A 23,224-nucleotide genomic window follows, 5' to 3' on the forward strand; every position below is an offset into this window, starting at 1 on the left:
CTGACAGGGCTCGAAGCCCTGTCAGAGGTTTTTATAGGTAGCAAAAGAGGTGGAAAAAATGAAATTAATTTTATTATCTCTGTCTTTTATCATTACTAACTCCTCTTCTTTCTGTCCTTGAATACATATCTTTAAGTGTACAACCTGAATTATACCCTCCAGATATGCTTAAAAGTCTTTCAGAATTAATCAAAGAGAATATAGTGGATTACGAATTAAGAATTAATTCAGAATTTGGCCTTAACGGTATTCCGTCTGGCTTTGTGCATCTTGACAATGTCCTGTGCGGTTGGCAAAAGTCAGAATTGATAACAATAGCAGGAATGACCAGTGTAGGAAAAACATCATTGATGCTCTCTGCTGTACGTAATGCGAGTGTGGAATTTGGCATACCTACAGCCATCTTTTCATATGAGAACAGTTCAAATAAGATAGTTGATCGTTTGTTTGCAATGGAAGCTGAGATAGAGATGATGCGATTAAACAAGGGAAAATTAGCCGCTTATGAGTGGGAGCAATTGATTCATAAAACTCGAGAGCTAAACCATGCCCCTATCTTTATAGATGATAATTGCAGCCTTACTCTTGAGCAGCTTTTGGAGTCAGCTGAAGAAATCGTAAAGAATAATAATATAGAAGCACTTTTTATCGATGATATTCATCACATAAGGGTGACGAAAACTAACCGAGAGCAGGAAATATCTTATATAGTACGAGAATTGAAAAGACTGGCACGTCTACTAAATATACCTATAATTGCACTGTCAAGAATAAATAGAAGAATATTTGATGTTCTCAACAAAAGACCTTCGTTAGAACATCTAAAGGACTCAGGTGATATTGAACATCATTCTGACACGGTTTTATTGCTTAATCGACCTGAAATGCATGGTATTACCGAAGATGAAAACGGGGAGTCCACTCTAGGCATCATGGAGTTAATAATTGCCAAACATAGGCATGGAAGTCTTGAGCAAATACCTTTAAAATTCATACAAAAATTTGCCAAGATCACAGACTTGGAAGCTAATAACTTTGGTTTTAATAATGAGCCAATGTGGCCCTCAAATAGCGACTTTTCAGAGCAAGTTGACCCCGATAATGATGCCCCATTTTAAAGTAACAAAAGTGATAAAAGGAAAACATACATGTGATCAAAAACTTCTTTCATGTATCCTATTGGTTTAAAACCAAGAAAATATTCCATAATCTTACCCAATCCATTTATCGTTTTTTTGAAAAAGTATAGCTATGTTGTGCTGTCTAATGGCTAATCCTATTCGAATGACCAAACATAATTTGATCGCGCTATTTATACTAGGGATTATCTCGATCTCAGGGTGTTCAAAAAATCATTATTCTTCGAAAATAAAGGTGCCGGATTTCTATATGAATGATGTGGGTAGAATGTTGATCAATAAGAAATGGATGGAGGTGAGCATTGAGGTGATTCAGACAGACACTTTATCGAAGGACATCACCGGTCAGTTTATGAAGTCGGACCTGGATGATATTATAGTTTTCAGCGAAGATGGCACTTATGAGTTTGATGAGGGCAAAACCAAAGCAAGAAACGAAAGTAGCCAGATCTATCAGAAAGGAATTTGGCGTATTAATGAGCAAGGAGAAATATTATTTTTTGATGCTAATGGTAAAGCCACTTCATACTATATAAAGGAGATCTCTTCCGATAAAATTATTCTGACGCTGCCTGTTAAGAATAGGAATTATTATTACTTGATGACCTACAAAGTTATATAATGAAGCGTTATTTAATATCTGCCATTCTTTGTCTTAGCTGTTTTCATTTAGCCTTGGGTCAGGCAGGTTTTTCAAAGAATGTGGATAGCCTTTTATACCAGTACATTTCATCGCACGATATACCCAGTGTTGCCGTGGGGGTTGTATATCGCGACTCTGTTATTTACGCAAAAAATATTGTTTTGGGAGATCAGGTGTCCGGACTGGTTGATGAAGAGAGGGCCTGTATTTATAATATTGCTTCGGTAGCTAAGCCGTTCACTTCACTGGCGGCTATGATGCTGGTTCAAGAGGGTAAAATCCGTTTGAAGGATCCCGTAGCGCATCATCTCCCCTATTTCCAGGTTGATTCTAAATTTAGCAGTGAGATCACCATAGACCAATTGCTTATCCATACCTCCGGCTTACCAAGTGTTAGCAGCCCGGACGTGTATGAATATTTAAACCCCGACCTATCAGAAAATGCACTTGAAAATCACATTAAGTCACTGGCTAATTTGAAACTTGAATTTAAACCAGGGAAGAAATACGGATATAGTAATGTCGGCTATGAGGTTTTGGGCGATGTAATAGCTAAGGCAAGCGGCATGGCTTTCGAAGAGTTTATGAAAACACGGATATTTCAGCCATTAAAGATGAACAAAACGTCCTATTTTGTTTCCGACTTCAATGAAAATGAGATTGCCCAGCCGCATCAGGGTCACCCTTCACACAGGACTGCAAACTTCCCTTACGACCTTAGGTTTACTCCTAGCGGAAATCTATTCACCTCTATTCAAGACATTAGCCATTGGATGATATTTGGTTTGAACAGAGGAAGGTATAAACGGTATAGTCCACTTTCTGATGAAAATTATACGCTTTTCTGTGAACCGGGTATAGATGCCAAAGAAGATGGTTTTAAATCGTTGGGTTGGTTTGTTAAAGAAACTGCTGCCGGAAAAATCTGTTTTCATGATGGATTGGACTTAGGGTTTTCTTCGCTGGTGGTACTTATGGTAGAGCATCAAATAGGCATTGCCGTACTGGCAAACCATCAGGAGGCAGATTGCAACGAAATACTGAATCTTGTAGCCAAGGCGATTAGGTACTGATCCGGTTTCTTAAAGATTTAAAAATACAGTAGATTTATATACAGACATGCCTGACATGTTTGGAGCTAAATAGAAAGCATAAATGACCCAAGACCTCTACCAAAAAGCCATAAAGTTTGCCGGTGAAAAACACCATAATCAAAAAGTACCCGGTACCAATGCCAATTATTTGCTACACATATCTAATGTGGCCATGGAAATAATGATGGCCTACCAGGCAAAGAGCAATTTTGATATAGACTTTGCGGTACAGGTTGCCTTGCTTCACGATACCCTGGAAGATACAGATACGACCTTCGATGAATTGAAAGGTGAGTTCGGGGAAAGGGTTGCCCTTGGCGTTAAAGCGTTGACTAAAGACGGCAACCTTTCCACCAAGAAAGAAAAAATGATGGATAGCCTTAACCGCATCAATGAGTTAGACAAAGAAGTAGGCATGGTCAAGTTGGCCGATAGAATTACTAACCTACAGTCCCCTCCAAGCCACTGGAGTAATGACAAAATTTCCAGTTACCTAGAAGAAGCGAGAATGCTTGATGAGAAGCTTGCGGGCAAGAATTATTATTTGAATATAAGGTTGAAGCGGAAAATTGGAGAATATGAAAAGTATACACAGGCTGGTTACAATACATAATAGCTGGCTATAAAGCTTAAGTATCTGATAATCTAGTATTTGTATTATCAACAAATTTGAAGCCGTAAATGTCGGGGCTGTTTTTGAATATGCTGAGAAGAATAAGACTAAGTGAGTTTGGTGATACAGTTCTGTTTATCTCGTTAGGAGTGTTGTTATTCTTTTACACAAGAAATCCGGAGATAGTTGACCATTATAATACCATTGAAATAAATGGCGTGCTGGCCGGATCGCCTGAATCGGGTGTCCATGGAGAGAGTGACAATTACATTGGGTTTACATTAAAAGGGTCTGGTGATTTCTATGAGTTTACGGACTGTTCATATAATAATATTCTCGCTGAGCAAATAGGCTTGTTGGAAGACGGTGATTCAGTGAAAATACGAATTGCTGAAAACGCGACTTCGAAGTCTTACCCCTTGAGTGGGAAAAATTATGAAACATTTAGGATAGTTGAAGCATACTCCCAAAGGCACGGATACTACATGAATACATATGAGTATAACAGATGTTTAACTTATTTTTCAAACAAAGTATATCCAATTATTAGTGCCATACTGGTAGTTATTGGATTGGTTCAAGGGGTAAAAGGGCTTTATGATAGGAGCAATATATCAAACACCAAGTATCTTGGTTTGGAGGATGCACAATTGCAGGTAGAAAAATTTATCAAACTGCATCCTGATCGGGTAGCTTACTTATTGAAAAAATTACCCGTATTGATACTACTTTTGGTAATTGGTTTGGTCCTTATATTTGGTGATGCCACAATAATGGGCTTGGTCCTCATATTTGTGAGCTTCTACCTGTTTTTTCATTTCGTGCGTGTAGGGGGAAAGGTCTACTATATTCTTGATGAGGAGGGTATACATTTTAAAACTGTAACCCCATGGTTGCTATCCGAAGTGAAGTCCGTAAAATATGCGGAGATAGAGGAGGTAAAATGGACACGATCTATTTTTGAAGAAATGTATCATATTGGCACCGTTCAGGTATATTCAGGGAAGGAGGATGATGGCGAAAAAATCTATGATAAAATCATCGGCATCAGGGAGTTTAGAGAGATAGAGGAGTATATAAAAGGGATGATGAATGAAGGACAGAAGAGCAATGTTAAATCATGAAACAAATCACAAATTCACAGAAATTTACAATATACCTAAACACAGCCCCTTTCATGCTTGGTGAGATATTCTGTATTGGAGGTGTTTTAATTCCTACTATTGCCTTCCCCGGTATTGAAGCTTTTTTTGGTTTGGTAGTCCTTTCTGTTGGAGCATTTATTGTATATCACAAATATCAAACTGTTAAAAGAGGTTCTTATGTTTTAACGTATGGTGTAAAGTCAGAAGCTATAGTAACCGATATAACTAATACGAATTGGAGGCATAACAATAGAAGGGTAAAAGAGTATAATTTTCAATTCGAGGCCAACGGAAGGAAGTTTAATCATGAATATCGATCGGCTTTCAAGCGACATCTAAGAGTAGGCAGCAAGCTGACCATATTTTATATCGAGGAAAACCCAAAGCTAGCCTTCATACCGAAGTTATATAATTTGGAGTTGTAGTGTGACTGGTTTCTCCATTTTAATTCAACTCCCTAAAAAAATCCTCAACCTTCACATCTAAGGAATTCAAAATTCGAACCAGCGTTTTTAACGTCAGGTTGACATCGCCGTTCTCGATATTCCAATAATGGGATCTGCTAAACTCATTTTGAATAGCAAACTTTTCATAGTTTTTAATGCCTTTCGCTTCTCGAATAGACCTAAGTTTCTTGCCTATTCGCTTTTGAAGCTCGATGATATCATTTGGGTGGTCTGTTCCTGCCATAATATCTCAAAGGTCGCCTCGGCACATTTTTAAAAGTACTCTTTAAAAAGAGTGTATTTATTCTTATACTTGTGAATGACCATAAACCATTCCTCCATAAACCACGCCCCTTTGGAAGTATTTCAAGAATCCATCGAGATACCACGCTTCAAGACTAACCTGCGCAGTGTGCTCTTTGAGTACTTAAGTGCAAAGCATTACGATCTTATCCCTGATTTTGAACGCTTTATGCAAGACATGAATGCGTTGTTTGATTTGCTCGATGCTCTTGAGCATGAGAAGGAAGCTGACAGTGTATGACCTTCTTGTTAAATAGTGCTGCGCTTACCCCCTTAAATATATTTTTTATACAGACTTGTCTAATCAATATTAATCCTTTATGTTTGGTGAATCAAACCAGCAGATAAATGAAAGTCAGGGATAAACTGATATACACGGCTGCCAGGCTATTTCATCAACAAGGATATAACTCTACAGGAATAAACCAGATTATTGATGAAGCCGGAATAGCCAAAGGAAGTTTTTACTACAACTTTAAATCGAAGGAAGAGCTATGCATAGCTTATTTGGAGTTTCGCCATGAGCATTGGTTTACAAAGCTTAAGCAATACGTAAAGAAGCATGTCAACGACACTAGTGAGGTCTTATGCGCATTCGACTTCCTGATATTTATGAATGAACTCGAAAATTTCAGGGGCTGTAGTTTTCTCAACATACTTTCTGAGTTGAACGAGGGCGATGAAAAAATTCTGCAGGTCATTCAAAGCCATAAGAATGACCTAAGAACCTACTTCAACGATCGTATAAATGATGCCACTGTAGGCGATCATGTGTATCTGCTATTTGAAAGCGCTTTGATAGAAAGTCAATTATTCAAAGACCAATGGCCAATTATTAAATCAAAAAATATAGTTCAATCCTTAATTAACTAAAGCTATGGAAGTGAAAAAACCGTTGCCGCCATTCACACACGAAACAGCAACATTAAAAGTGCAAATGGCAGAAGATGCGTGGAACTCCAGAAACCCGGAGAAGGTTTCTCTCGCCTACTCTGTTGATACTGAGTGGAGAAACAGAGACAAATTTATCAAAGGCAGAGAGGGCGTAGTTCAGTTCTTATCTGATAAGTGGAGCAAAGAGCTTGACTACAAACTGAAGAAAGAACTTTGGGCATTTACTGACAACAAAATAGCTGTGCGGTTCGAATACGAATATCACGATACAAACGGGCAATGGTACAGAGCCTATGGAAATGAGAACTGGGAATTTGATGAGTATGGATTTATGAAAAAGAGGTATGCCAGTATCAACGACTTGCCGATTGATGAAAAAGACAGAAGGGTGAAGTAAAGTCACCCTTTTATGGTTGTGTATCAAAAACCCATAGAATAGCTTACTCTATGTCAGATTCTGACTCGAGGTATATCTTTTTAAGCTGCTCTACGGTTTGGTCATCAGGATTTTGCCACATACCGCGCTGTATAGCCTCTAACATACGCTCAGACATATCTTTCAGCGCCCACTTATTGTTTTTTCGAATAAATTCCTGATTCTGTTCGTCAAAAAGATACGCTTCAGTAATGCCCTGGTACATGAAGTCTTCGATCAGGTTGGTGGTGGCATCATAGGCAAACAGGTAATCCATAGTGGCAGCCATTTCAAAAGCTCCTTTGTATCCATGGTCCTGCATGCCCTTGATCCATTTGGGGTTGATGGCTCTGGAACGGTATACTTTAAGGAGTTCTTCTTTTAGTGTTTTTACCCTTGGGTTTTCAGGTCTTGAATGGTCACCAAAGTAAATTTCAGGTTGGCTGCCTTTCTGACTTTGTACTGCTGCTGCCATACCTCCCTGAAACTGGTAATAATCGTCAGAGTCCAGAATGTCATGTTCGCGGTTGTCCTGATTTTGCATCACTACCTCTATAGTAGCCAGTCGGGATTCAAACACAGCGTGAGCTGATCGGCCTTCATTCTTTTTGCCATAGTAAGCATAGCCGCTCCAGTTCATATACACCCTGGCCAGGTCCTCGGTGGTAGACCAGTTTTGCTCATCGATCACACCTTGAAGGCCTGCTCCATAGGCACCTGGCTTGGAGCCAAACACGCGATACAAAGAACGTTCTTCAGCCTGCGCCTCTGGCAGGCCTTTGCTTATCCAGTCTTGTTTTTCTTTTTTATACCGTGCCCGTATCGGGTTTTCGCTATCCGGTTCGTCGAGATGAGCCACTTTATCTATGGCTGCATTAAAGAGGGCTATGGTATCGGGAAATGCATCTCTGAAAAAACCGGAGATCCGTAATACCACATCTACCCGTGGCCTTTTCAGTTCCAGTAGAGAAAGCACCTTAAAATCTTTTACCCGCCTGTTGGCCCCTTCCCAAATGGGCGCAACCCCTATTAATGCGAGGGCCTGCGCAATGTCGTCCCCTCCGGTGCGCATAGTAGCGGTACCCCAGACGGAAACCCCAATGGACGTTGGAAATTCACCGTTTTCCTGCAAGTACCGGTCGATCAGGTTTTGTGCACTTTTTTTGCCCAGTTCATAAGCCGATGGAGAAGGAATGGTACGTACATCTACAGAGTAGAAATTTCTGCCAGTGGGTAGTACATCCAGTCTCCCTCGCGTGGGAGCTCCTGAACCACCCGCAGGAACATACCTGCCGTTCAAACCTGTAAGTAAGTTGTCAAGTTCTTCCGTAGTACGGTGTACCTTGGGTAGCGTTACATTTTCAAGGTAACTTTTAACCTCCATGGTTTTCGGTAGCGAAGCTGGTTTTATCTCCCACTCTCCCACCAGTAATTTTTTTGCCAGTGTCTCCAGCCTTTCAACCGCTTTGCCCAATGTACGACAGTGTACACCTTCAATGTCTTTTCCATACGTATCTTCGTATGAACAATTGAGGGGATCAAAGTCGAGTTGCAGATCTTGAGCAAGTGCTTGTGTGAATCCCGAAAGGCCGGACGAGGGTATGCGATGCAGTGCAACCATCAGGTCTGTCAGTTTTTCCTTTTGAGGCACCTGTCCCAGTATATGCAGTCCGCCTCTGATCTGTGCTTCTTTTAGTTCGCACAAATAGCCGTCAATGGCTTCAAGCAATTCATCTATGTCATCTGCACTGCTGTTCAGGTCAGTTTTGAGCGAAGTAGACTTTACCAGTTTTTCGATGTTGTTTTTTATAAAGCTCGCTCTTTTGGGGTCAAGCAAGGCAGCTTCGTAGTACTCATCTATCAGCTGTTCCAGTTTGAGTAGGTCGCCGTAAGCATCTGCCCGGGTCAGTGGAGGGATAAGGTGATCTATAATGATCGCCTGATTTCTTCTTTTGGCCTGAGTCCCTTCACCGGGATCGTTGATAATGAACGGATAGAAATGCGGAATGGCACCTAAAATGCCAGCAGGAAAACAGCTTTCCGGGCTGAGTGCCACGCTTTTCCCCGGAAGCCATTCGAGGTTGCCGTGTTTTCCAATATGAATTAGGGCATCGGCCTTAAACTCATGCTGCACCCAAAAGTAATAAGCCAGGTAATCGTAAGGTGGCGCAAGGTCAGGTGAATGATAGGTTGCTTGTATGTCAATATTGTATCCTCTGCCGGGCTGGATGCTTACAAATAAATTGCCCAGACAAAACCCCGGCAGGGTAAACTTTCCAGTTTTATAGTTGGGCGAGTCGTAAGGGTGGCCCCATTGCGTCTCTATTTTTTCTCTTAGTGCTTCTGAAACCTTATTATAGTAACTGAAAAATGTGTGCTCATCAATCCATACTTCTGCGTCTTTTAGTAAATGAGAATCAGGTTCGTTGGTGATATAGCGTGTTAGCAGCTCTATCAGTTCTCCATCAGTTTTCGGAATATCATCGCCCGTATCATATCCGGCTTTTTGTAATGCCTTTATGATCTGCACAGTACTTGCAGGCGTGTCCAGTCCAACACCATTGGCTAGCCGACTGTTTTTATTGGGGTAATTGGGCATGATAAGCGCAACCCTTTTCTCACGGTTTTCCTTTCTCTGCAGACTGATCCACTTGGCGGCAAACCGAGCTACAAATTCGCAACCCTGGTCATGAGGTACGTAGGTGATTATATCAGAGTCCGTCACTTTGTCTTTTCCCGTGGACTCTTTAAATGAAATGGCCGTGGTAATGATCTTGCCATCAACCTCGGGCAGGGCAATGTTCATGGCTACATCAGTGGGAGGCAGCCCAAATTGACCTTCTTCCCAACTTTGCCTGTTACATGAGGCGAATATGGCCTGTATCACCGGCTTCTTTAGCTGATCGAAAAATCCATTCGCATGATCACCAAAGTTATTGAAGGCAAATCCCGTGGTATTGATGATCACCTCAGGTTCATAGTTGACACGAGTAAGCAGTTGATGGATTTCCCGACCGATGTTTTCATCTCGAAAGCTTAATGCCATAAGTACCACAGGCTCTACACCGTGATTTTCCAGTTGCTCGGAAAGTGCATGAAGCGGTTGCAAATTATTGGCCAGAAAGTGAGCCCTGTAACTTAAAATAAGTACCTGACGCTGGTTCGAATCAGGCTGAAAATCTTTGAGTATGCCTCTTTTGTGGTGGTAAAGAAACATGGAAGGCACCTCCGATATGCCGGCAAGCGGTAGTTTGAATGAAAAGAACTCATTAAGGAGCAGCTTTAGGCCTTCTGTCAAATTGTGTACCCCACCTGCCACGCAATACTGCCAGTACCTATTGACCAGCGCCAGTGGCACGTTCGAAAGCTCCATAAGTTCCATGTCGGGCTGGTCGTACCCTGGAATAAATATGACCTTTATTCCTCTCTCTTCGGCAATTTCTACAAAAGCTTCGCAGAGATAGGAAAAGTATGATTTACCCCCCAGCAACCTAAGCACAATTACTTTAGCCTCTGAAGCCACTTCATCGATATACGTATCGATGGTTAGCTCCTGCTTAAAGTAAGTTAGGTTGGCAAGCCTGAAGGAGGGTAGATTTTCATATTGATCACCTAATTGCCTGTAGGCATCATTTGCAGTCTTGATCTCTGTATCGCTTGCTGAAAGAAATAAGATATCACCCGGCTGTTGTTCCACATAAAAGACTCCCTCATCGTTAGGGTTCCATCCTCCGGGTATTGTTGCAATCAGATGCATAAGGCTAAATTTTTATAGTAATGAACTTTCTACTTGAGGCTCCAGAGCTTGTGCGTCCAGACATCTGCCGATTACAACAAGTCGGGTTTTTCTTTCTTCGTCGTGTTTCCAGTTTCGGTCAAAATAATAGTCGAAGCGACTTCCAACTCCCTGTAATACCATACGCATCGGCTTATCAGGAATATTTACAAACCCCTTAATACGGTAGATCTCGTTGTCTTTTACCCACTGGTTTAGGGTTTTCACCAATTGCTTGATGTCCTGAGTCTCCGGGTATTCGATGATTAGGGTGTTGATATCATCATCGTGGTCATGATCATGCCCATGTTCGTGATGGTGCTCATGTATAGAGTGCCTGTTATCCAAATCATCTTCAGCAGAAGCTTCAATCCCAAGAAGTAATCCGTTATCAATTTCACCATTGGTCACCGGAATGATCTTCGTATTGGTCCGTGCTTTTTCTTTGATCACCCCCTCTATCTCTTGCAATTCCTCATCATCTATCAGATCAGTTTTGCTGATCAATACGAGGTCTGCGCAGGTTAACTGATCTAAAAACAACTCTTCGATAGACGTTTCATGGTCTAAAGAGTCATCTGCCAGGCGCTGTTTCTGTACCTTTTCCCTGTCACAAATTTCTCCAGTGGCTAAACCTACGGCATCCACAACGGTGATCACGGCGTCAATAGTTATGTGAGGCTTGAGATCGGGCCAGCTCACCGCTCTTACTAAGGGCTTGGGCATGGCGAGTCCTGAGGTTTCAATCACTATATGGTCGATGTCGTCCTTGCGTTCGATCAGCTCAAGCATCGAAGGGAGAAACTCTTCCTGCACGGTGCAGCAAATACACCCGTTAGCCAGCTCAATCATATTGCACTCTTCATCGCCACAGCCAGACTTTATCAACTCTCCGTCTACACCCACTTCTCCAAATTCATTGACCAAAACAGCGATACGCTTGTCGTTTGCATTTTTTAGCATGTTGTGAACGAGTGTGGTTTTTCCTACACCGAGAAATCCGGTGATGATGGTAATAGGTATTTTCTTCATGGGTTACTTATTTAACTTCTGTTGTTGATTTTTTGCGTTTGTATAAAAACAGATTCCATTTTTCTTCCGCCACACCGTGCTTGTCCATTTCGCTGCGAGCCATGGTGAAAAACAGATCGGATAATCGGTTGATATATCCTGACACGTAATCTTCCACACACTCGGGGTCTTCATGAATGAGGGATACCAGCCTACGCTCTCCACGCCTGATCTGCGTGCGCACTACATGGCAAAGCGCAGAAATTTCATTTCCTCCAGGTAGCAGGAAATAGTCTGACGGGCTGGACATATTATTTTCCATTTCATCGATCCAGGCTTCGCAAAATTCGGCGCCATCCGCGGGTCTTGCGTTTTTGTTTTCCTTTGTGGAGATAGATGGCCTGGCCAGGTGAGACATCATGTCCATCAAATCTTTTTGAATTTTATGTAGGCTGGGTTGCCAATCGTGGTCATCTCCCAGCTTTGCACTGAGTAGTCCAATAGTGGAGTTGGCTTCATCCAGTGCGCCCAGGCATTCTATTCTGGGAGAATCTTTAAATTCTCTTTTCCCTCCAAATACGCCTGTCTGGCCTTTGTCTCCTTTACGAGTGTATATTTTCATGTTTGTATAGTGGTTATGGTTAAGTTTAATAATTGATTGACATGTTGAACTGAGCCTAAGTAGAAATGTACATAGGATGCCAGTACACCTTTGTGTCGATAAATTTTAGTATTTACCGGAAGGTCTCTGGCACTGAGGAGGCCGCCTGTAAAAGCAGTGTCCTGATCATTAAAAATGGTGGAATAGTGAAATTCGTGTCCTTTTAAACAGCCATGCTCAAGGGGCAGTTTTCTGTAACCCAGACTCAGCTTTGAATGCTCCATCGACGTGTTGAAATCAAATACTCCTGACATGGAAAAGGTGAGCCCCTCTCCATTTATGATTGATTGACCCAGATACATTAATCCACCGCATTCGGCAATGATGCGGCCATGGTTAGTCGCATAGTTTTTGATACTTTCCAGCATTTTGGTGTTGGCAGAAAGTTGCTCCAGATAGCACTCAGGGTAGCCTCCTGGTAGATAGATGAGATCAGCTTCCGGCAAGGCATCGTCGTGTAATGGACTGAAAAATTTCACCTCTCCCATGGCTTCGAGAGTTTCCAGATTCTGTTGGTAAGTAAAATTAAATGCTTCATCTTGGGCGATTGCTATTTTTAAGCTTGGCCAGGATGCTTCCGTTGGAGGGTTTACAACTTCCTGAGATGGTCTGTTGGTAAGTTTTAATAGCAGATCTATATCAACCGTTTTTTCAAGCTGCCTGGCAATCAACTCTATAGTGGGTTCGTATGTGGAGAGGTTTGCAATAGAAAGGCCCAGGTGTCTGGAGGGTATTTCGATTTTATCTATCCACGGCAAATAACCCAAAGCGGTAACCCCGACATCATCGCAGGCATCTTTTAAAAACTGATAATGACTTTCGGTATTTACCTGATTGAAGATTACTCCGGCAATTTCCACCTCGCTGTCAAAGTTTTGAAAACCATAGAGTAAGGGAGCCACTGAATAGGCCACGGCTTTGGCGTTGACAATCAGCACCACAGGGAGTTGCAGTTTTTTGGCAATTTCGGCGGTGCTTCCAGCGGCTTTACGTGCGCCGTCAAATAGTCCCATCACACCTTCAATACAGGCCACATCTGCGGATTGAATGTGTCTGCTATAACATGACTCCAGCTCACCGTCATCCATCATATACAGATCAAGGTTTCGGCTTAAGTGCTTAGCGGCCAACTGATGAAATTTGGGATCTATATAATCAGGTCCACACTTGAACGGATGTATCCGCTGCCCTCGATTATAAAGTGCCCGCAACAAGCCCAGTGTTAATGTGGTTTTTCCAGCGTTGCTGGTTGGCGCTGCTATGACAAACTGAGGTTTATTCATAGCCCCTGAGTTATTTTAACTACATGTGGAGCAGAGCTTTTTCTCTTCCAGTTGTGCGTTTCCAGCATAGGACGGTTATCATAGTCATCTGCGGGTTTGCCTATGCAGAAATATCCAAGTGGTTTTACGCTTTCAGGTAAATTTAAGAGTTCTTTAAACGCTATATAGTCTAATATGGAGACCCACCCCATGGAGTACCCTTGCTCCGTGAGGGAAAGCCAGATGTTTTGTATGGCACAGGCCGTGCTCCAGGCAAGTGTTTCTTTAGTGCCAATGGTGCCGATAACATATTCATCGAGCACGGATTCGTCAGTCGCTATCACTAACCCGATCGGGGCTGAAGTAATGGCCTCCAACTTTAGAGACTGGTGTTTGTCCAGTTGATCAGGATTGGAAATTTGCTCTTCGGCTTTTTCCCGGGAGGCATCAAAAAGCTTTTTTACCTGTAGTTTGAGGTCAGCGTCTTCTACGATATAATACCTGGTAGGCTCAGAGAGGCCTACCGATGGGGCAGCATGACCGGCTTGAAGTGCTTTTTGCAAAACTTCGTCCGGTACAGGGTCTGAAGTAAAGTGCCGGGTGTCCCTTCTTTTAAAAATTACATCGTACAAGTCCGTCATATCTCTAGTTTTTTATAAGTCGCATTTATGCTGTTAGCAAAATCTTTCGCCATTTGAAGTTTCACAAAACCTGATTCGGTATCGACAACCGTTACAGACTTTAAGGAGCCAAGCAGCTGTTTGTGTAGTTGTACTGCTTCTTCAAACGGAGTTGATGTTTTGCCTTTATTAATTTTTCCATCTGTTAAAATGAAAAGCTTAACAATGTCGGAGCCCTGTTGCTTTCTAATCACCTCATAAACTTTTCGAATACCCGAGGCCATATTGGTTTGCCCACCGGTTTTTAAATTTTCAAGCGACAGAAAGAGCAACTCTTTACTTTTGCCCGGAGGAAATATGAGCTGAGACTCGCCCTGTAGCAAAGCAATCAAAGCATATTTTAAAGACTGTCGGTTATGCTTTTTAGCGGTGTTCTCTATTAGCCCTTTTACATAAGCAATCATTTTATTCTTCGCCATGGAGCTGCTGGAATCTATGAGGAAAATTATAAGTGGAGCTGCATTATGGGAAGTCTTCTTTTGTTTTAACTCAAACTGATCATGCAGTAAATAATGGTTGACTGTTTGCAGCAGATCACGTGTTTGTACAAACCGATGGCTGGGTTTAAGGGTATGGTCACCAGAGGTTACATCTTTGATCTCGATCCCATGTTTGGATTTTTGACCCCCATCCGGTCGCAAGGATAAACTAGCATGGGTGACCATTGCATTGAAATGCTGTTCAGGCGATCCGTTTCCGGATGTGTTATTAGCATTCATAAGATCAGACGGGGCTTTTTTTTTACGTCATCTTGCGGTGTAGAGCCATTGTTTGGTTTGGCATTTGGTTGCTTTTGCGATCGATGCCTGAGTACGAAAGGCGCTACTTTTTGAATGTCTTCATTTTCAATAGCCGATCTGTTATGCAGTGCGGCATATGCCCGGGCGGTCTTTATAATAAGGATATCCGCTCTCATACCTTCTACCTGATGTTCAAGGGCTATTTTTGATGCTTCGGCAATGCTGATTTCCGGTATTTCAACATCACTCAGCGAAGTCCTGGCCTGAATAATACGGGACTTCAGTACCTGATCATTTTCTTTATAGCGCTCACAAAACACTTCAGGGTTTGTGTCAAATTCAACCCTGCTTTTGGTAATGGCTATTCGTATTTCTGGATCTACAGGTGTGGAGATATCCAGGCAAAGGCCAAAGCGATCTTGCAATTGAGGTCTTAAATCACCCTCTTCAGGATTCATAGTCCCTGCCAGGCAAAACGAACTTTCAAAAGTATGCGATATCCCGTCCCTTTCCAGGAAGTAGCTGCCTGTTGATGAAGCATCGAGTAATATGTCCATCAGGTAGTCATTGAGCAGGTTGATCTCATCGATATATAAAATACCGCCATGAGCCTGCGCCAGGAGACCTTTCTGTACAACCTGCTTTTTATCGTTGATCAGTTTTTCTATATCCACATGCCCGAGCACCCTGTCTTCCGTGGCGCCAATCGGGAGGTTGATGAACGGAAAGGGCTGCTCATCGTCACCCATCAGTTGGGCTAATGACCTGACCAGTGTTGTTTTACCAGTTCCTTTATCTCCATAAGCCAGCACTCCGCCTATGGTGGGGTCAATAACGCAAAGCGTGAGTGCCAGTTTGAAATCATCCTGCCCTACAATAGCCGAAAACGGAAATAATCTTTTGTTTTTCATCTGAATTAACTTGTGCAGGCTTTGAAAGCTCCCTGCGTATCTTTCGGATCTTCTTCAAGTCCCAGATGTTTATTTCTAAGTGTATTCCACATGTCCAGTTTTTCCCATTTAGGGTTTTTGTGCCTTTTAAACTTGGGGAAGAGGTCATAATATGGGTTGGGAAAGAATACAGTTATCTGGTTCTCACCTGCTCCATTGAAGCTTCTGAATCCCCAACTTGAAGGGTTGCCATCCTGGTTTAGTCGCCTGTAAAATTCTGCACGGCTACATTTGCGAAGTTTTTTCAACTCCTCTGAAGTTGGGGCTTGGCGCGTACCATTGTTTTCTCCAATACAGACATGAAAATGCCAGGGGCCAAAATCAACGGTCAGGTATCCGTCGAGTAGTGAGATTTTAGTAGGGGCATTGGGTGCACCTACCTCCCAGGCGGCACCCTGTGTCAATGTGCCAAAACGGATTTGCTGCCAGTAGTTGCTAAAGATGTCTTCTAACAGATCAAATAATATTTCTTCTTCACAGGCTACAGGAAATATTTCTTCCTGAGCGCCGTCCAGTGTGGTTATGGTTTGGGGTTTTTCTATGGTATTCATCGGTATATCTTGATTAGAAATTGTGGGTGTATTTTACCTGCATGTTGCGACCGGGCATGTTAAAGCCTCGTTTTTCGTAATAGTTTTCATCGGTGATGTTGTTGGCCAGTATCATCAGCCTGCCATTTTCATTTACCGGGAAACCAATGGAGAAATCAAGCAGCATGAAAGCCGGATACTCTATTTCAGGTCGGTTAATATAATCCGTCCAGTCTGTATCATATCGTGGACCCACATACCTGGCAGCCAGCCGGGCATCAAACTTATAGTTGGTGTATTCCAAGCCATAGGTAAGTGTCAGATCCGCTACGTTTTGCACCTTCTTGGTGGATATTTTATTTTCTTGGGTATATGCGGTATTTCGAAATTCTTCTTCCAGTTTGATATATTTTACCGCATTTATGAAAATTTTAAAGGAGTATTCGTAACCGTCCAGAGCACCTAAGTCCCACGAAATGGATGTTTCAAGACCAGACATGGTAGCAGCTTCTGCATTGATGTAGGTGGTGGTGGAGGCTATGGTGTCCCCTTCATGTGTAATCTCGATTGTATTTGGTATTACCGTTGGCCCTTGAGTAATCCGGTCCTTTACGCGTGTGCTGAAGTAAGTAACATCTGCGTTTAATCCGTTCTTTTTATTTAGGTAGCCTACACCTCCATCTATTGTGATGCCCTTTTCCGGCTCTAAATCAGGGTTGCCATAGGAAATGTTTACCTTACCTTTTACATTGGCTTCCTTACCAGGTCCACTGATGCTATAGCCTGCTACGTTGTAGGCATCCGGAGTTACAAATGCCCTGCCTGCACTTGCATGTATATCAAAGTTATTGGGGAGTTTGTATTTTAGTCCAAGGCTGGGGTTAAATACCTGGTGCGACTCTTCCGCGGCTTTGTAAGTATCTAAAAACCGGGTTTCCTTTACATCGAAGGTGATGTTGTCTACCCGGGTTCCAAGCGTGGCGAATAACTTGTCATCCAAAAGTTTCAGGTGAGCCTGAGCAAATAGGGCCGTTGAGTAAATGCCATAGTTTGGCGAATAGGGCGCTTTTTCCGAACCATCTTTTGAATTGAAACTTTCCGATGTCGTGTTAGACCGGTTATAATCAAAACCATAAGTTAATATGTGTTTACCAATGTTATAGCTGTCCTGCAATTGAAAGCCGACCCATTTATTGGTTCTCTTTGAAGTGACGTAGTCTGAAACGACTCCTGCGCTTACTGACCTGAAATCAGAATATTCCAAACTATTATAAGCCCTTAAAGATACCTGGTGATTGCTATTTATCTTTCCCTCAACTTTCAGGTCTGCACCGTAACGGTAGGGGTTTTTCAGGCTTTGGCTGGTATTGCCGTAAAAGTAATCCCCCGGGGTTTGCACGTTACTTGCGGAAAAGAATGTACCACTTACGGAAGCTCTCCAGTTTCTGTGAAATTGATACCCGAAGCGAATACCACCACTTTGGTATTGATAGGTAGCGTATTCCCGCTCTTCACCATCACCATAAACGTCATTGGCCACGGTGGTGGAATCTATTTCATAATCGGTACTATAGTATGTTCTGGTAGCTTCGTCCCAGCCAAATTTATCCCTGAAGAGGTTATCATGTCCGTGGCGGTAGTCTTTATCTTGTTGAAGATGCTTCAGGTTCACATCAAAGTCCAGTTGCTCACTTAGGTTTCCTCCAACATTTAAGCCCAGTTCAAAAGTGTTGTAACTGCCAAAGCTGGCGTAGAGCGATTTTTTGATTTCACCTACTGATTTTTTGGTAACAATATTCACCACACCTCCCATGGCTTGAGAGCCGTACAATGAAGAAGCTGCACCTTTGATAACCTCAATACTTTCAATATTATCGAGGTCAATAGTGGCCAGATTGGTGGCACCGGCAGGGCGGCCGTCGATTAGCAATAAGCTGCGTTGGTTCAGGCCTGAAAACTGTGGGCGATAACCCCTTATGCCTATACCTGAGAGCAGGCCCGGGTATTGGATCACGTCTACGCCAGCTTTCTTTTTAAGTACGTCGACAACATCTTTTGAGCCGGATTGCTGAATTTCAGTGTCAGTAATGACCTGTACCTGTTGAGGCAGATCTTCTTCTTTGGCCTTCACGCGTGAGGCGGAAATTACAATTTCCTCTAATTCTCGTGAGAAAGCTGCTGTAGTTGTGTCAGATTGAGCATGGCCCCTCATGGTGCAGAGGGATAATAGGAAGCACAGGCATCCTAAGAATGTGTTTTTCATTTTACAATGGTTTAAATAATTACTAAACCATAGCAAAAGGAAGAATAGCGATGTGAGGAAGTACCTAAAATAAATTAGAACCGACCCATGAGCCTTTCGTCCGAAAGCTATGAATATTATACTTTAGGCAGGTCTTCTGGCTCGTCCCGGCATTTGTTGCCTTCCCATCCCAACATTTTAGGACAGTGGCTTGGTTAACAAATGCCATGATTCTAATAGAAACAGGACACACAGCTACGGAGATAGCTCCTGATTTTAACAGGATTCCCTTTTAATTCCGAAAACTAATCCGGAAACCAAAAGCGTAACAAATGTATAAAAATTACTTACAATGATGATCTATTCATCTTAATTATGACAAGCTGTTTTTACTTTGTCAAATACTGCTAACAGCCACCATGTCAGGCTCATTAATTTCCAAATAAATTCTGCAAAAGTGACTCCAAAACAGTTTTTCATTGCTGTTGTCAAATACCAAAAGCTGGGTTTCTCCATCCTTACTCTTAAACCGGACACCATACTGGTTTTGGTCCATAGACCTAAAGGCTTCTGCTGTGCCTATTCTACGTTTTTTGTAAGGGAGTCCGTCATCTTTAGAGGGTATACCTATGGCCAATTGGATCTGCCATTGAGCAGCCTTAGCGGTAAACCATTTGTGATCATAGCTTAGTTGTATGGTTGAAGGTATACTAACGGTCTTTGGCGAAACCTGTGGTACAACCAGCTCAACATCATCCCTGTATTTTTGGAAAATATCTTTGAGCATTGGGTAGAGGTTTTGCTCCCATGGATCAGCCTGTGCCATGGATACCGGACCCAACCCGGGGTCATTTACCTCTTCAAAAAACTTGGCCTCGGGAGGTGCAAGCGGGTTGTCTGATGCCACCTGCGACATACCGGGAGCATACAGGATGTTTTTGTTCACCGGTTTGCCCAGTTTAATATGTTGCTCCACCAGTTCTATACCCTTCTCCACTGTCAGGTTTTTATACCAGGTGTTTTCGGGCATTACTATCAGTGTCGGCGCATCTTCACACCGGCCATTGCACATAGTTTTTACAGTGTGGACTTGATTATAAAGCCCCTCGGACTTCATGTAGGCCCTGATTTCCGAAGTGATTTCCTCTGCCCCTTTTCTTTTGCACGATCCGCCGTTGCAAAATAATATGCAGTGAGAAGTTTTTCCCAGGTCTTTTCCCATATCGCTAGTTTTGATGTTGTGTTATCGATCTTAGTTCTGTTTTCAGCTCTTGTATGGAGTTAAGTTCCACTTCGCTGTTATTGGCTTTGATTAGCCAGTTATTGTCCGAATGCTGGCCTATATGAATTTGAATATCACAGTAGCCGTTGTCCAGTATTTCAAACCCCTCTTTTTCCAGTGCTTTTCTGGTCCAAATGGCGCTGGTTCCCATGCCATGCAAACTCACTTGCTTGTTGAGTCCGTATTTGATTTTAAAGTTTCCGGTCTGGTTGTCGAAAACTACATTTTCACCTTTAAAGGTTTTCTCCATCATGCCTGCCAGCACTAGGTCTTCGGCTGATCCGGCGATTACGTTTCGGTCTTCTGTAATGAGCCAGACAAAGTCAGCCAGTTGAATAGCCATTTCCAGTTCATGGGTGGATAGCAGAATGGCTTTGTCCGTTTCTTTAGCCAGAGTTTTTAATAGTGTGAGCAGGTTTACGCGGTTATTCACATCCAAGTGTGCCGTTGGCTCATCTAATACAAGCAATGGCGTATCTTGTGCCAGTGCTTTGGCGATCATGACGCGTTGTCGCTCTCCATCACTCAACTCACCAATGAACTTGGAAGAAAAACCCTCCACTTTTACCAGTTCCATGGCTTCTTGTATGGCCTTCCGGTCCGGCTTGGTAAGGTGCCCTAACCAGTTGGTATAGGGTGTTCTGCCCAAAGCAACTATCTCAAAAACGGTTAAATTGACCGGAGTCAGTTTTTGAGAAAGCACCATGCCTATGTATGTGGCCAGTTGCCGTGGAGTTAGTGTATTGATTGTTTGCCCTTGTATGCAGACTTCACCCGATACCGCTGGCAATACTCCTGTGAGTGTATGCAAAAGTGTGGACTTGCCAATCCCGTTTGGCCCTAACAGACAGGTCAGCTCCCCTTTTTTAAGGTGTAGGTTAAGGTTTTGGATCAGGCCCTGCTTTCGATAGCCTATGGTTAAGTTTTTGGTTTCCAGTATCATGGCTATTTATATTGAAGTTTTCATCATTCGAGAACGGATTACAACGGATATAACTACAGGAGCACCAAGCAGTGCCGTGACGGCATTGATGGGTAATGTGGTTTGTTCTCCCGGCATTTGAGCTATCATATCACAAATGAGAGTTACGACTGATCCGATCAAGATAACGGAGGGGATCAGAACACTATGATTAGCCGTTTGAAAAACGGCTCTTGCAATATGTGGGATGGCGAGGCCAATAAAAGCGACAGGCCCGCAAAAGGCTGTGATACTTCCTGCTAACAGACAGGTCGCTATGATCACAATAATACGGTACTTTTTTATTGATATCCCCAGTCCTCTTGCATACTGCTCGCCCAGTAAGAAGGTGTTGAGCTGCTTTTGGGATATAAAGGCCAGAAGTATACCCAGAAACACTATGGGTGTTAAAACCTGCAACTGCTCCCACGATACACCTGCAAGACTTCCGAATGTCCATATTAAATAAGCCTGTATGATTTCCGCATCGCTAAAAAACTGCAAAACACTTACCACAGCGCCGGTGGCACTGCCTACCATTAGCCCTACGATAAGTAACGACACGTTGTCTTTAACTTTTACAGAAAGCAAAAGTACCATGGCAAGTACAGCAGTTGAACCTAACACAGCAGCTATTACAATGCCCCAATTCCCCAATTGGTAAAGCATGTTAAATAGTGTATTTCCCGACATGATCAGCAACGCGACCCCCAGGCTGGCCCCGTTACTGATACCCAATACAAAAGGGCCTGCCAACGGGTTTCTGAACAAGGTTTGCATAAGTAGCCCTGCAACGGATAAACCAGACCCAACCAGAACGGCTGTAAGGGCTTTGGGCAACCTGAATTCGGTTATGATAAACCCCCAGCTTTCCTTTTCGAGGGGTTGGCCGATCAGTGACTTTACCACCTGATCGAGCGGTATGTTAACAGTGCCATAGCGGATGTCCAGCAGAAAAAGGATGATCACCAATGCCGAGGCAATGATATAGAACATTAAATATTTTGAACGAATGAAGGTCATGGACTATTAATTGAGCTTTTTGTAATAGAGCAGTTGATGATCTGAAAACTTTTCCGGATGCATTATTTTTATGAGGTCTTTTAGTATGAGGTGAGGATTGATCAGTCCGGTTTCCCAATAGTCATTGGCCCCCGTATCGCTGACACGACCATAGATGTTATAGACATTCCCATGTTGATAAGCATCAAACCTGGCGTATCTGTCGTCCTGACTTATGAATCCTTCCAGGGTTGTAAAGCCTCCGGGATTTATCCATATATCTGCATTAAGCTGCTTGTCTATTACGGTTTCAAAGCTTATTGGTATAGAGCCTCTGGTGTTACCCGAAAACCAGTAATACGACGTGTTGGCATCTTTTAACAACTGTGCCACATAGCTATTGCCCCCGGGCATAGACCAGGTGTCTTTGTATTTGGCTCCTGCCAATACGGAAGGCTTTTTGTCAACAGCTAAAGCCCGAGCCTTCATTTCCTTATATTGTTGCTCAATGTTGTTGAATATGCTATCAGCCATAGCATCCTTTTCAAAGAAAGCAGCCATGAACTTTAGCCATTCAGCCCTGGCCAGGGGCGAGTTTTCCATCCACTCTATATTATAGGCAACAGGTATCCCTGATTTCTCAAGCAGCTTGAGGTTGTCATGGATCTTGGCATGCCCCGAGGTCATTACCAGCTTGGGTCGGAGGTCAATGAGCGTTTCAATGTTTAGATTTTGTGCATTTCCTACCTCTGTTACTTCCCCTTTTTCAATCCGGTCATTAATCGACTTATTGTAGATGTAGTACAGTGTACTGTGTCCAACGAGAGCCTGTTCTGCTTCAAGCTTATCAAGAAGACCAATATGCGTGGTAGATAGGGTTACAATACTTGAAATGGGCGTTTCTACAATGAAGGATTTTTCCGTGAGGGCTTCAGGTTTTGGGTCGCCCTGATGAACCAGGATATATGTTGCATATAATTCTGTAGTGTCCCAGGGGTTTTTTACATTAATTTTTTTAAAGCCATTCACTTGCTCAAAGCTAAAAAGCGTGGCGTATTTGAGCTGAACAGGCGGTGGTGCATTTGAGGTGGCAGATTTACCGTCTTCCTGAGGCGGACTACAAGCGGTAATAAGGTATACCAGCACAGCAAAACATCTGATGATGAGTTTCATTTTTCAATAGTTTGCCGGGAAATGAAATAGAATGATGCAACCACAGGTTTTGCAATACGCAGCAAAAAACCATGTATGATCCTCTAATCATCACTTTTCTCCCGAAAGTTTCGATTAATATGTTTTCTTGGCAGGTCTTCTGGCTTGCTCCAATGTTAACGGCCTTCCCATCCCTATACCGGAACAGTGGCTTGATATGGTCAACATTTTGCAGAGCTTACAGCTGCGGGGACAGCTCCTGATTTTAACAGGATTCCCTTTTA

Annotated in this window: 23 protein-coding genes and 2 riboswitches; of the genes, 9 read left to right on the forward strand and 14 right to left on the reverse strand. The window is 42.8% G+C overall.

What is annotated here, in order from left to right:
* Positions 1-164: 164 nt before the first annotated feature.
* From E1163_RS16135 to E1163_RS16160, 6 genes are all read left to right on the forward strand, one after another.
* Positions 165-1,118: a DnaB-like helicase C-terminal domain-containing protein gene (locus E1163_RS16135; RefSeq protein WP_155173490.1), complete on the forward strand. Its 954-nt coding sequence runs from the start codon at positions 165-167 to the stop codon at positions 1,116-1,118.
* Positions 1,119-1,284: 166 nt separating this feature from the next.
* Positions 1,285-1,761 (forward strand): hypothetical protein, encoded by a 477-nt coding sequence (locus E1163_RS16140; RefSeq protein WP_155173491.1) that lies wholly within the window; start codon positions 1,285-1,287, stop codon positions 1,759-1,761.
* A complete protein-coding gene (locus E1163_RS16145; protein ID WP_155173492.1) occupies positions 1,761-2,855 on the forward strand; it encodes a serine hydrolase domain-containing protein in 1,095 nt (364 codons plus the stop codon). The genes E1163_RS16140 and E1163_RS16145 overlap by 1 nt, the downstream gene beginning before the upstream one ends.
* Positions 2,856-2,937: 82 nt before the next feature.
* Positions 2,938-3,489 carry an HD domain-containing protein gene (locus E1163_RS16150; protein WP_155173493.1) on the forward strand — a complete coding sequence of 184 codons (552 nt, stop codon included), beginning with the start codon at positions 2,938-2,940 and terminating at the stop codon, positions 3,487-3,489.
* A gap of 89 nt (positions 3,490-3,578) precedes the next feature.
* Positions 3,579-4,613 carry a PH domain-containing protein gene (locus E1163_RS16155; RefSeq protein WP_185156111.1) on the forward strand — a complete coding sequence of 345 codons (1,035 nt, stop codon included), beginning with the start codon at positions 3,579-3,581 and terminating at the stop codon, positions 4,611-4,613.
* Complete coding sequence (locus tag E1163_RS16160) at positions 4,610-5,059, forward strand: hypothetical protein (protein ID WP_155173495.1); 450 nt, start codon at positions 4,610-4,612, stop codon at positions 5,057-5,059. The genes E1163_RS16155 and E1163_RS16160 overlap by 4 nt, the downstream gene beginning before the upstream one ends.
* 19 nt (positions 5,060-5,078) lie before the next feature.
* On the opposite strand, the gene E1163_RS16165 is transcribed toward E1163_RS16160, so the two are convergent.
* Entirely contained in the window at positions 5,079-5,324 is a 246-nt protein-coding gene (locus E1163_RS16165) for a helix-turn-helix domain-containing protein (RefSeq protein ID WP_155173496.1), read from the reverse strand.
* A gap of 75 nt (positions 5,325-5,399) precedes the next feature.
* Between E1163_RS16165 and E1163_RS16170 the strand changes: the two genes are divergently transcribed.
* From E1163_RS16170 to E1163_RS16180, 3 genes are all read left to right on the forward strand, one after another.
* Complete coding sequence (locus E1163_RS16170) at positions 5,400-5,624, forward strand: hypothetical protein (RefSeq protein ID WP_155173497.1); 225 nt, start codon at positions 5,400-5,402, stop codon at positions 5,622-5,624.
* A gap of 107 nt (positions 5,625-5,731) precedes the next feature.
* Positions 5,732-6,256, forward strand: coding sequence for a TetR/AcrR family transcriptional regulator (locus E1163_RS16175; protein ID WP_155173498.1), 525 nt, complete (start codon positions 5,732-5,734; stop codon positions 6,254-6,256).
* 4 nt (positions 6,257-6,260) lie between these two features.
* On the forward strand, positions 6,261-6,674 hold the full coding sequence (locus tag E1163_RS16180; RefSeq protein ID WP_155173499.1) for a nuclear transport factor 2 family protein: 414 nt from the start codon (positions 6,261-6,263) through the stop codon (positions 6,672-6,674).
* Positions 6,675-6,717: 43 nt separating this feature from the next.
* On the opposite strand, the gene cobN is transcribed toward E1163_RS16180, so the two are convergent.
* From cobN to E1163_RS16245, 13 genes are all read right to left on the reverse strand, one after another.
* Complete coding sequence (gene cobN, locus E1163_RS16185; RefSeq protein ID WP_155173500.1) at positions 6,718-10,449, reverse strand: cobaltochelatase subunit CobN; 3,732 nt, start codon at positions 10,447-10,449, stop codon at positions 6,718-6,720.
* A 12-nt stretch (positions 10,450-10,461) separates the two neighbouring features.
* Complete coding sequence (gene cobW, locus E1163_RS16190; RefSeq protein WP_155173501.1) at positions 10,462-11,499, reverse strand: cobalamin biosynthesis protein CobW; 1,038 nt, start codon at positions 11,497-11,499, stop codon at positions 10,462-10,464.
* A 7-nt stretch (positions 11,500-11,506) separates the two neighbouring features.
* Positions 11,507-12,100: a cob(I)yrinic acid a,c-diamide adenosyltransferase gene (locus E1163_RS16195; protein WP_155173502.1), complete on the reverse strand. Its 594-nt coding sequence runs from the start codon at positions 12,098-12,100 to the stop codon at positions 11,507-11,509.
* On the reverse strand, positions 12,097-13,422 hold the full coding sequence (locus E1163_RS16200; RefSeq protein WP_155173503.1) for a cobyrinic acid a,c-diamide synthase CobB: 1,326 nt from the start codon (positions 13,420-13,422) through the stop codon (positions 12,097-12,099). Before E1163_RS16200 ends, E1163_RS16195 begins: the two co-directional genes overlap by 4 nt.
* Positions 13,419-14,042 carry a 5,6-dimethylbenzimidazole synthase gene (bluB, locus tag E1163_RS16205; RefSeq protein ID WP_155173504.1) on the reverse strand — a complete coding sequence of 208 codons (624 nt, stop codon included), beginning with the start codon at positions 14,040-14,042 and terminating at the stop codon, positions 13,419-13,421. The genes E1163_RS16200 and bluB overlap by 4 nt, the downstream gene beginning before the upstream one ends.
* Entirely contained in the window at positions 14,039-14,800 is a 762-nt protein-coding gene (locus E1163_RS16210) for a vWA domain-containing protein (protein ID WP_155173505.1), read from the reverse strand. Before E1163_RS16210 ends, bluB begins: the two co-directional genes overlap by 4 nt.
* Positions 14,797-15,732 (reverse strand): magnesium chelatase ATPase subunit I, encoded by a 936-nt coding sequence (locus tag E1163_RS16215; RefSeq protein WP_155173506.1) that lies wholly within the window; start codon positions 15,730-15,732, stop codon positions 14,797-14,799. The genes E1163_RS16210 and E1163_RS16215 overlap by 4 nt, the downstream gene beginning before the upstream one ends.
* Positions 15,733-15,737: 5 nt before the next feature.
* On the reverse strand, positions 15,738-16,322 hold the full coding sequence (locus E1163_RS16220) for a DUF7676 family protein (protein WP_155173507.1): 585 nt from the start codon (positions 16,320-16,322) through the stop codon (positions 15,738-15,740).
* A 13-nt stretch (positions 16,323-16,335) separates the two neighbouring features.
* Entirely contained in the window at positions 16,336-18,564 is a 2,229-nt protein-coding gene (locus E1163_RS16225) for a TonB-dependent receptor plug domain-containing protein (protein ID WP_155173508.1), read from the reverse strand.
* 109 nt (positions 18,565-18,673) lie between these two features.
* A riboswitch (cobalamin riboswitch) is annotated at positions 18,674-18,880 on the reverse strand.
* Between the two features lie 60 nt (positions 18,881-18,940).
* The gene (locus E1163_RS16230; protein WP_155173509.1) at positions 18,941-19,765 is read right to left on the reverse strand and encodes a (2Fe-2S) ferredoxin domain-containing protein; all 825 of its coding nucleotides are present in this window, start codon (positions 19,763-19,765) and stop codon (positions 18,941-18,943) included.
* A 4-nt stretch (positions 19,766-19,769) separates the two neighbouring features.
* Positions 19,770-20,768 (reverse strand): ABC transporter ATP-binding protein, encoded by a 999-nt coding sequence (locus E1163_RS16235; RefSeq protein ID WP_155173510.1) that lies wholly within the window; start codon positions 20,766-20,768, stop codon positions 19,770-19,772.
* A gap of 6 nt (positions 20,769-20,774) precedes the next feature.
* On the reverse strand, positions 20,775-21,782 hold the full coding sequence (locus E1163_RS16240) for an iron ABC transporter permease (RefSeq protein WP_221418013.1): 1,008 nt from the start codon (positions 21,780-21,782) through the stop codon (positions 20,775-20,777).
* Positions 21,783-21,815: 33 nt separating this feature from the next.
* A complete protein-coding gene (locus E1163_RS16245; protein WP_155173512.1) occupies positions 21,816-22,961 on the reverse strand; it encodes an ABC transporter substrate-binding protein in 1,146 nt (381 codons plus the stop codon).
* 112 nt (positions 22,962-23,073) lie between these two features.
* Positions 23,074-23,224: riboswitch (cobalamin riboswitch) on the reverse strand. This riboswitch is flagged as partial in the annotation.

It is taken from the genome of Fulvivirga kasyanovii (assembly GCF_009711405.1).
Lineage (GTDB): Bacteria > Bacteroidota > Bacteroidia > Cytophagales > Cyclobacteriaceae > Fulvivirga > Fulvivirga kasyanovii.

Coding starts and splice junctions, on each gene's coding strand:
- E1163_RS16135 (WP_155173490.1), top strand. CDS start 165: ATGCTTAAAAGTCTTTCAGAATTAATCAAAGAGAATATAGTGGATTAC.
- E1163_RS16140 (WP_155173491.1), top strand. CDS start 1,285: ATGACCAAACATAATTTGATCGCGCTATTTATACTAGGGATTATCTCG.
- E1163_RS16145 (WP_155173492.1), top strand. CDS start 1,761: ATGAAGCGTTATTTAATATCTGCCATTCTTTGTCTTAGCTGTTTTCAT.
- E1163_RS16150 (WP_155173493.1), top strand. CDS start 2,938: ATGACCCAAGACCTCTACCAAAAAGCCATAAAGTTTGCCGGTGAAAAA.
- E1163_RS16155 (WP_185156111.1), top strand. CDS start 3,579: ATGCTGAGAAGAATAAGACTAAGTGAGTTTGGTGATACAGTTCTGTTT.
- E1163_RS16160 (WP_155173495.1), top strand. CDS start 4,610: ATGAAACAAATCACAAATTCACAGAAATTTACAATATACCTAAACACA.
- E1163_RS16165 (WP_155173496.1), bottom strand. CDS start 5,324: ATGGCAGGAACAGACCACCCAAATGATATCATCGAGCTTCAAAAGCGA.
- E1163_RS16170 (WP_155173497.1), top strand. CDS start 5,400: ATGACCATAAACCATTCCTCCATAAACCACGCCCCTTTGGAAGTATTT.
- E1163_RS16175 (WP_155173498.1), top strand. CDS start 5,732: ATGAAAGTCAGGGATAAACTGATATACACGGCTGCCAGGCTATTTCAT.
- E1163_RS16180 (WP_155173499.1), top strand. CDS start 6,261: ATGGAAGTGAAAAAACCGTTGCCGCCATTCACACACGAAACAGCAACA.
- cobN (WP_155173500.1), bottom strand. CDS start 10,449: ATGCATCTGATTGCAACAATACCCGGAGGATGGAACCCTAACGATGAG.
- cobW (WP_155173501.1), bottom strand. CDS start 11,499: ATGAAGAAAATACCTATTACCATCATCACCGGATTTCTCGGTGTAGGA.
- E1163_RS16195 (WP_155173502.1), bottom strand. CDS start 12,100: ATGAAAATATACACTCGTAAAGGAGACAAAGGCCAGACAGGCGTATTT.
- E1163_RS16200 (WP_155173503.1), bottom strand. CDS start 13,422: ATGAATAAACCTCAGTTTGTCATAGCAGCGCCAACCAGCAACGCTGGA.
- bluB (WP_155173504.1), bottom strand. CDS start 14,042: ATGACGGACTTGTACGATGTAATTTTTAAAAGAAGGGACACCCGGCAC.
- E1163_RS16210 (WP_155173505.1), bottom strand. CDS start 14,800: ATGAATGCTAATAACACATCCGGAAACGGATCGCCTGAACAGCATTTC.
- E1163_RS16215 (WP_155173506.1), bottom strand. CDS start 15,732: ATGAAAAACAAAAGATTATTTCCGTTTTCGGCTATTGTAGGGCAGGAT.
- E1163_RS16220 (WP_155173507.1), bottom strand. CDS start 16,322: ATGAATACCATAGAAAAACCCCAAACCATAACCACACTGGACGGCGCT.
- E1163_RS16225 (WP_155173508.1), bottom strand. CDS start 18,564: ATGAAAAACACATTCTTAGGATGCCTGTGCTTCCTATTATCCCTCTGC.
- E1163_RS16230 (WP_155173509.1), bottom strand. CDS start 19,765: ATGGGAAAAGACCTGGGAAAAACTTCTCACTGCATATTATTTTGCAAC.
- E1163_RS16235 (WP_155173510.1), bottom strand. CDS start 20,768: ATGATACTGGAAACCAAAAACTTAACCATAGGCTATCGAAAGCAGGGC.
- E1163_RS16240 (WP_221418013.1), bottom strand. CDS start 21,782: ATGTTCTATATCATTGCCTCGGCATTGGTGATCATCCTTTTTCTGCTG.
- E1163_RS16245 (WP_155173512.1), bottom strand. CDS start 22,961: ATGAAACTCATCATCAGATGTTTTGCTGTGCTGGTATACCTTATTACC.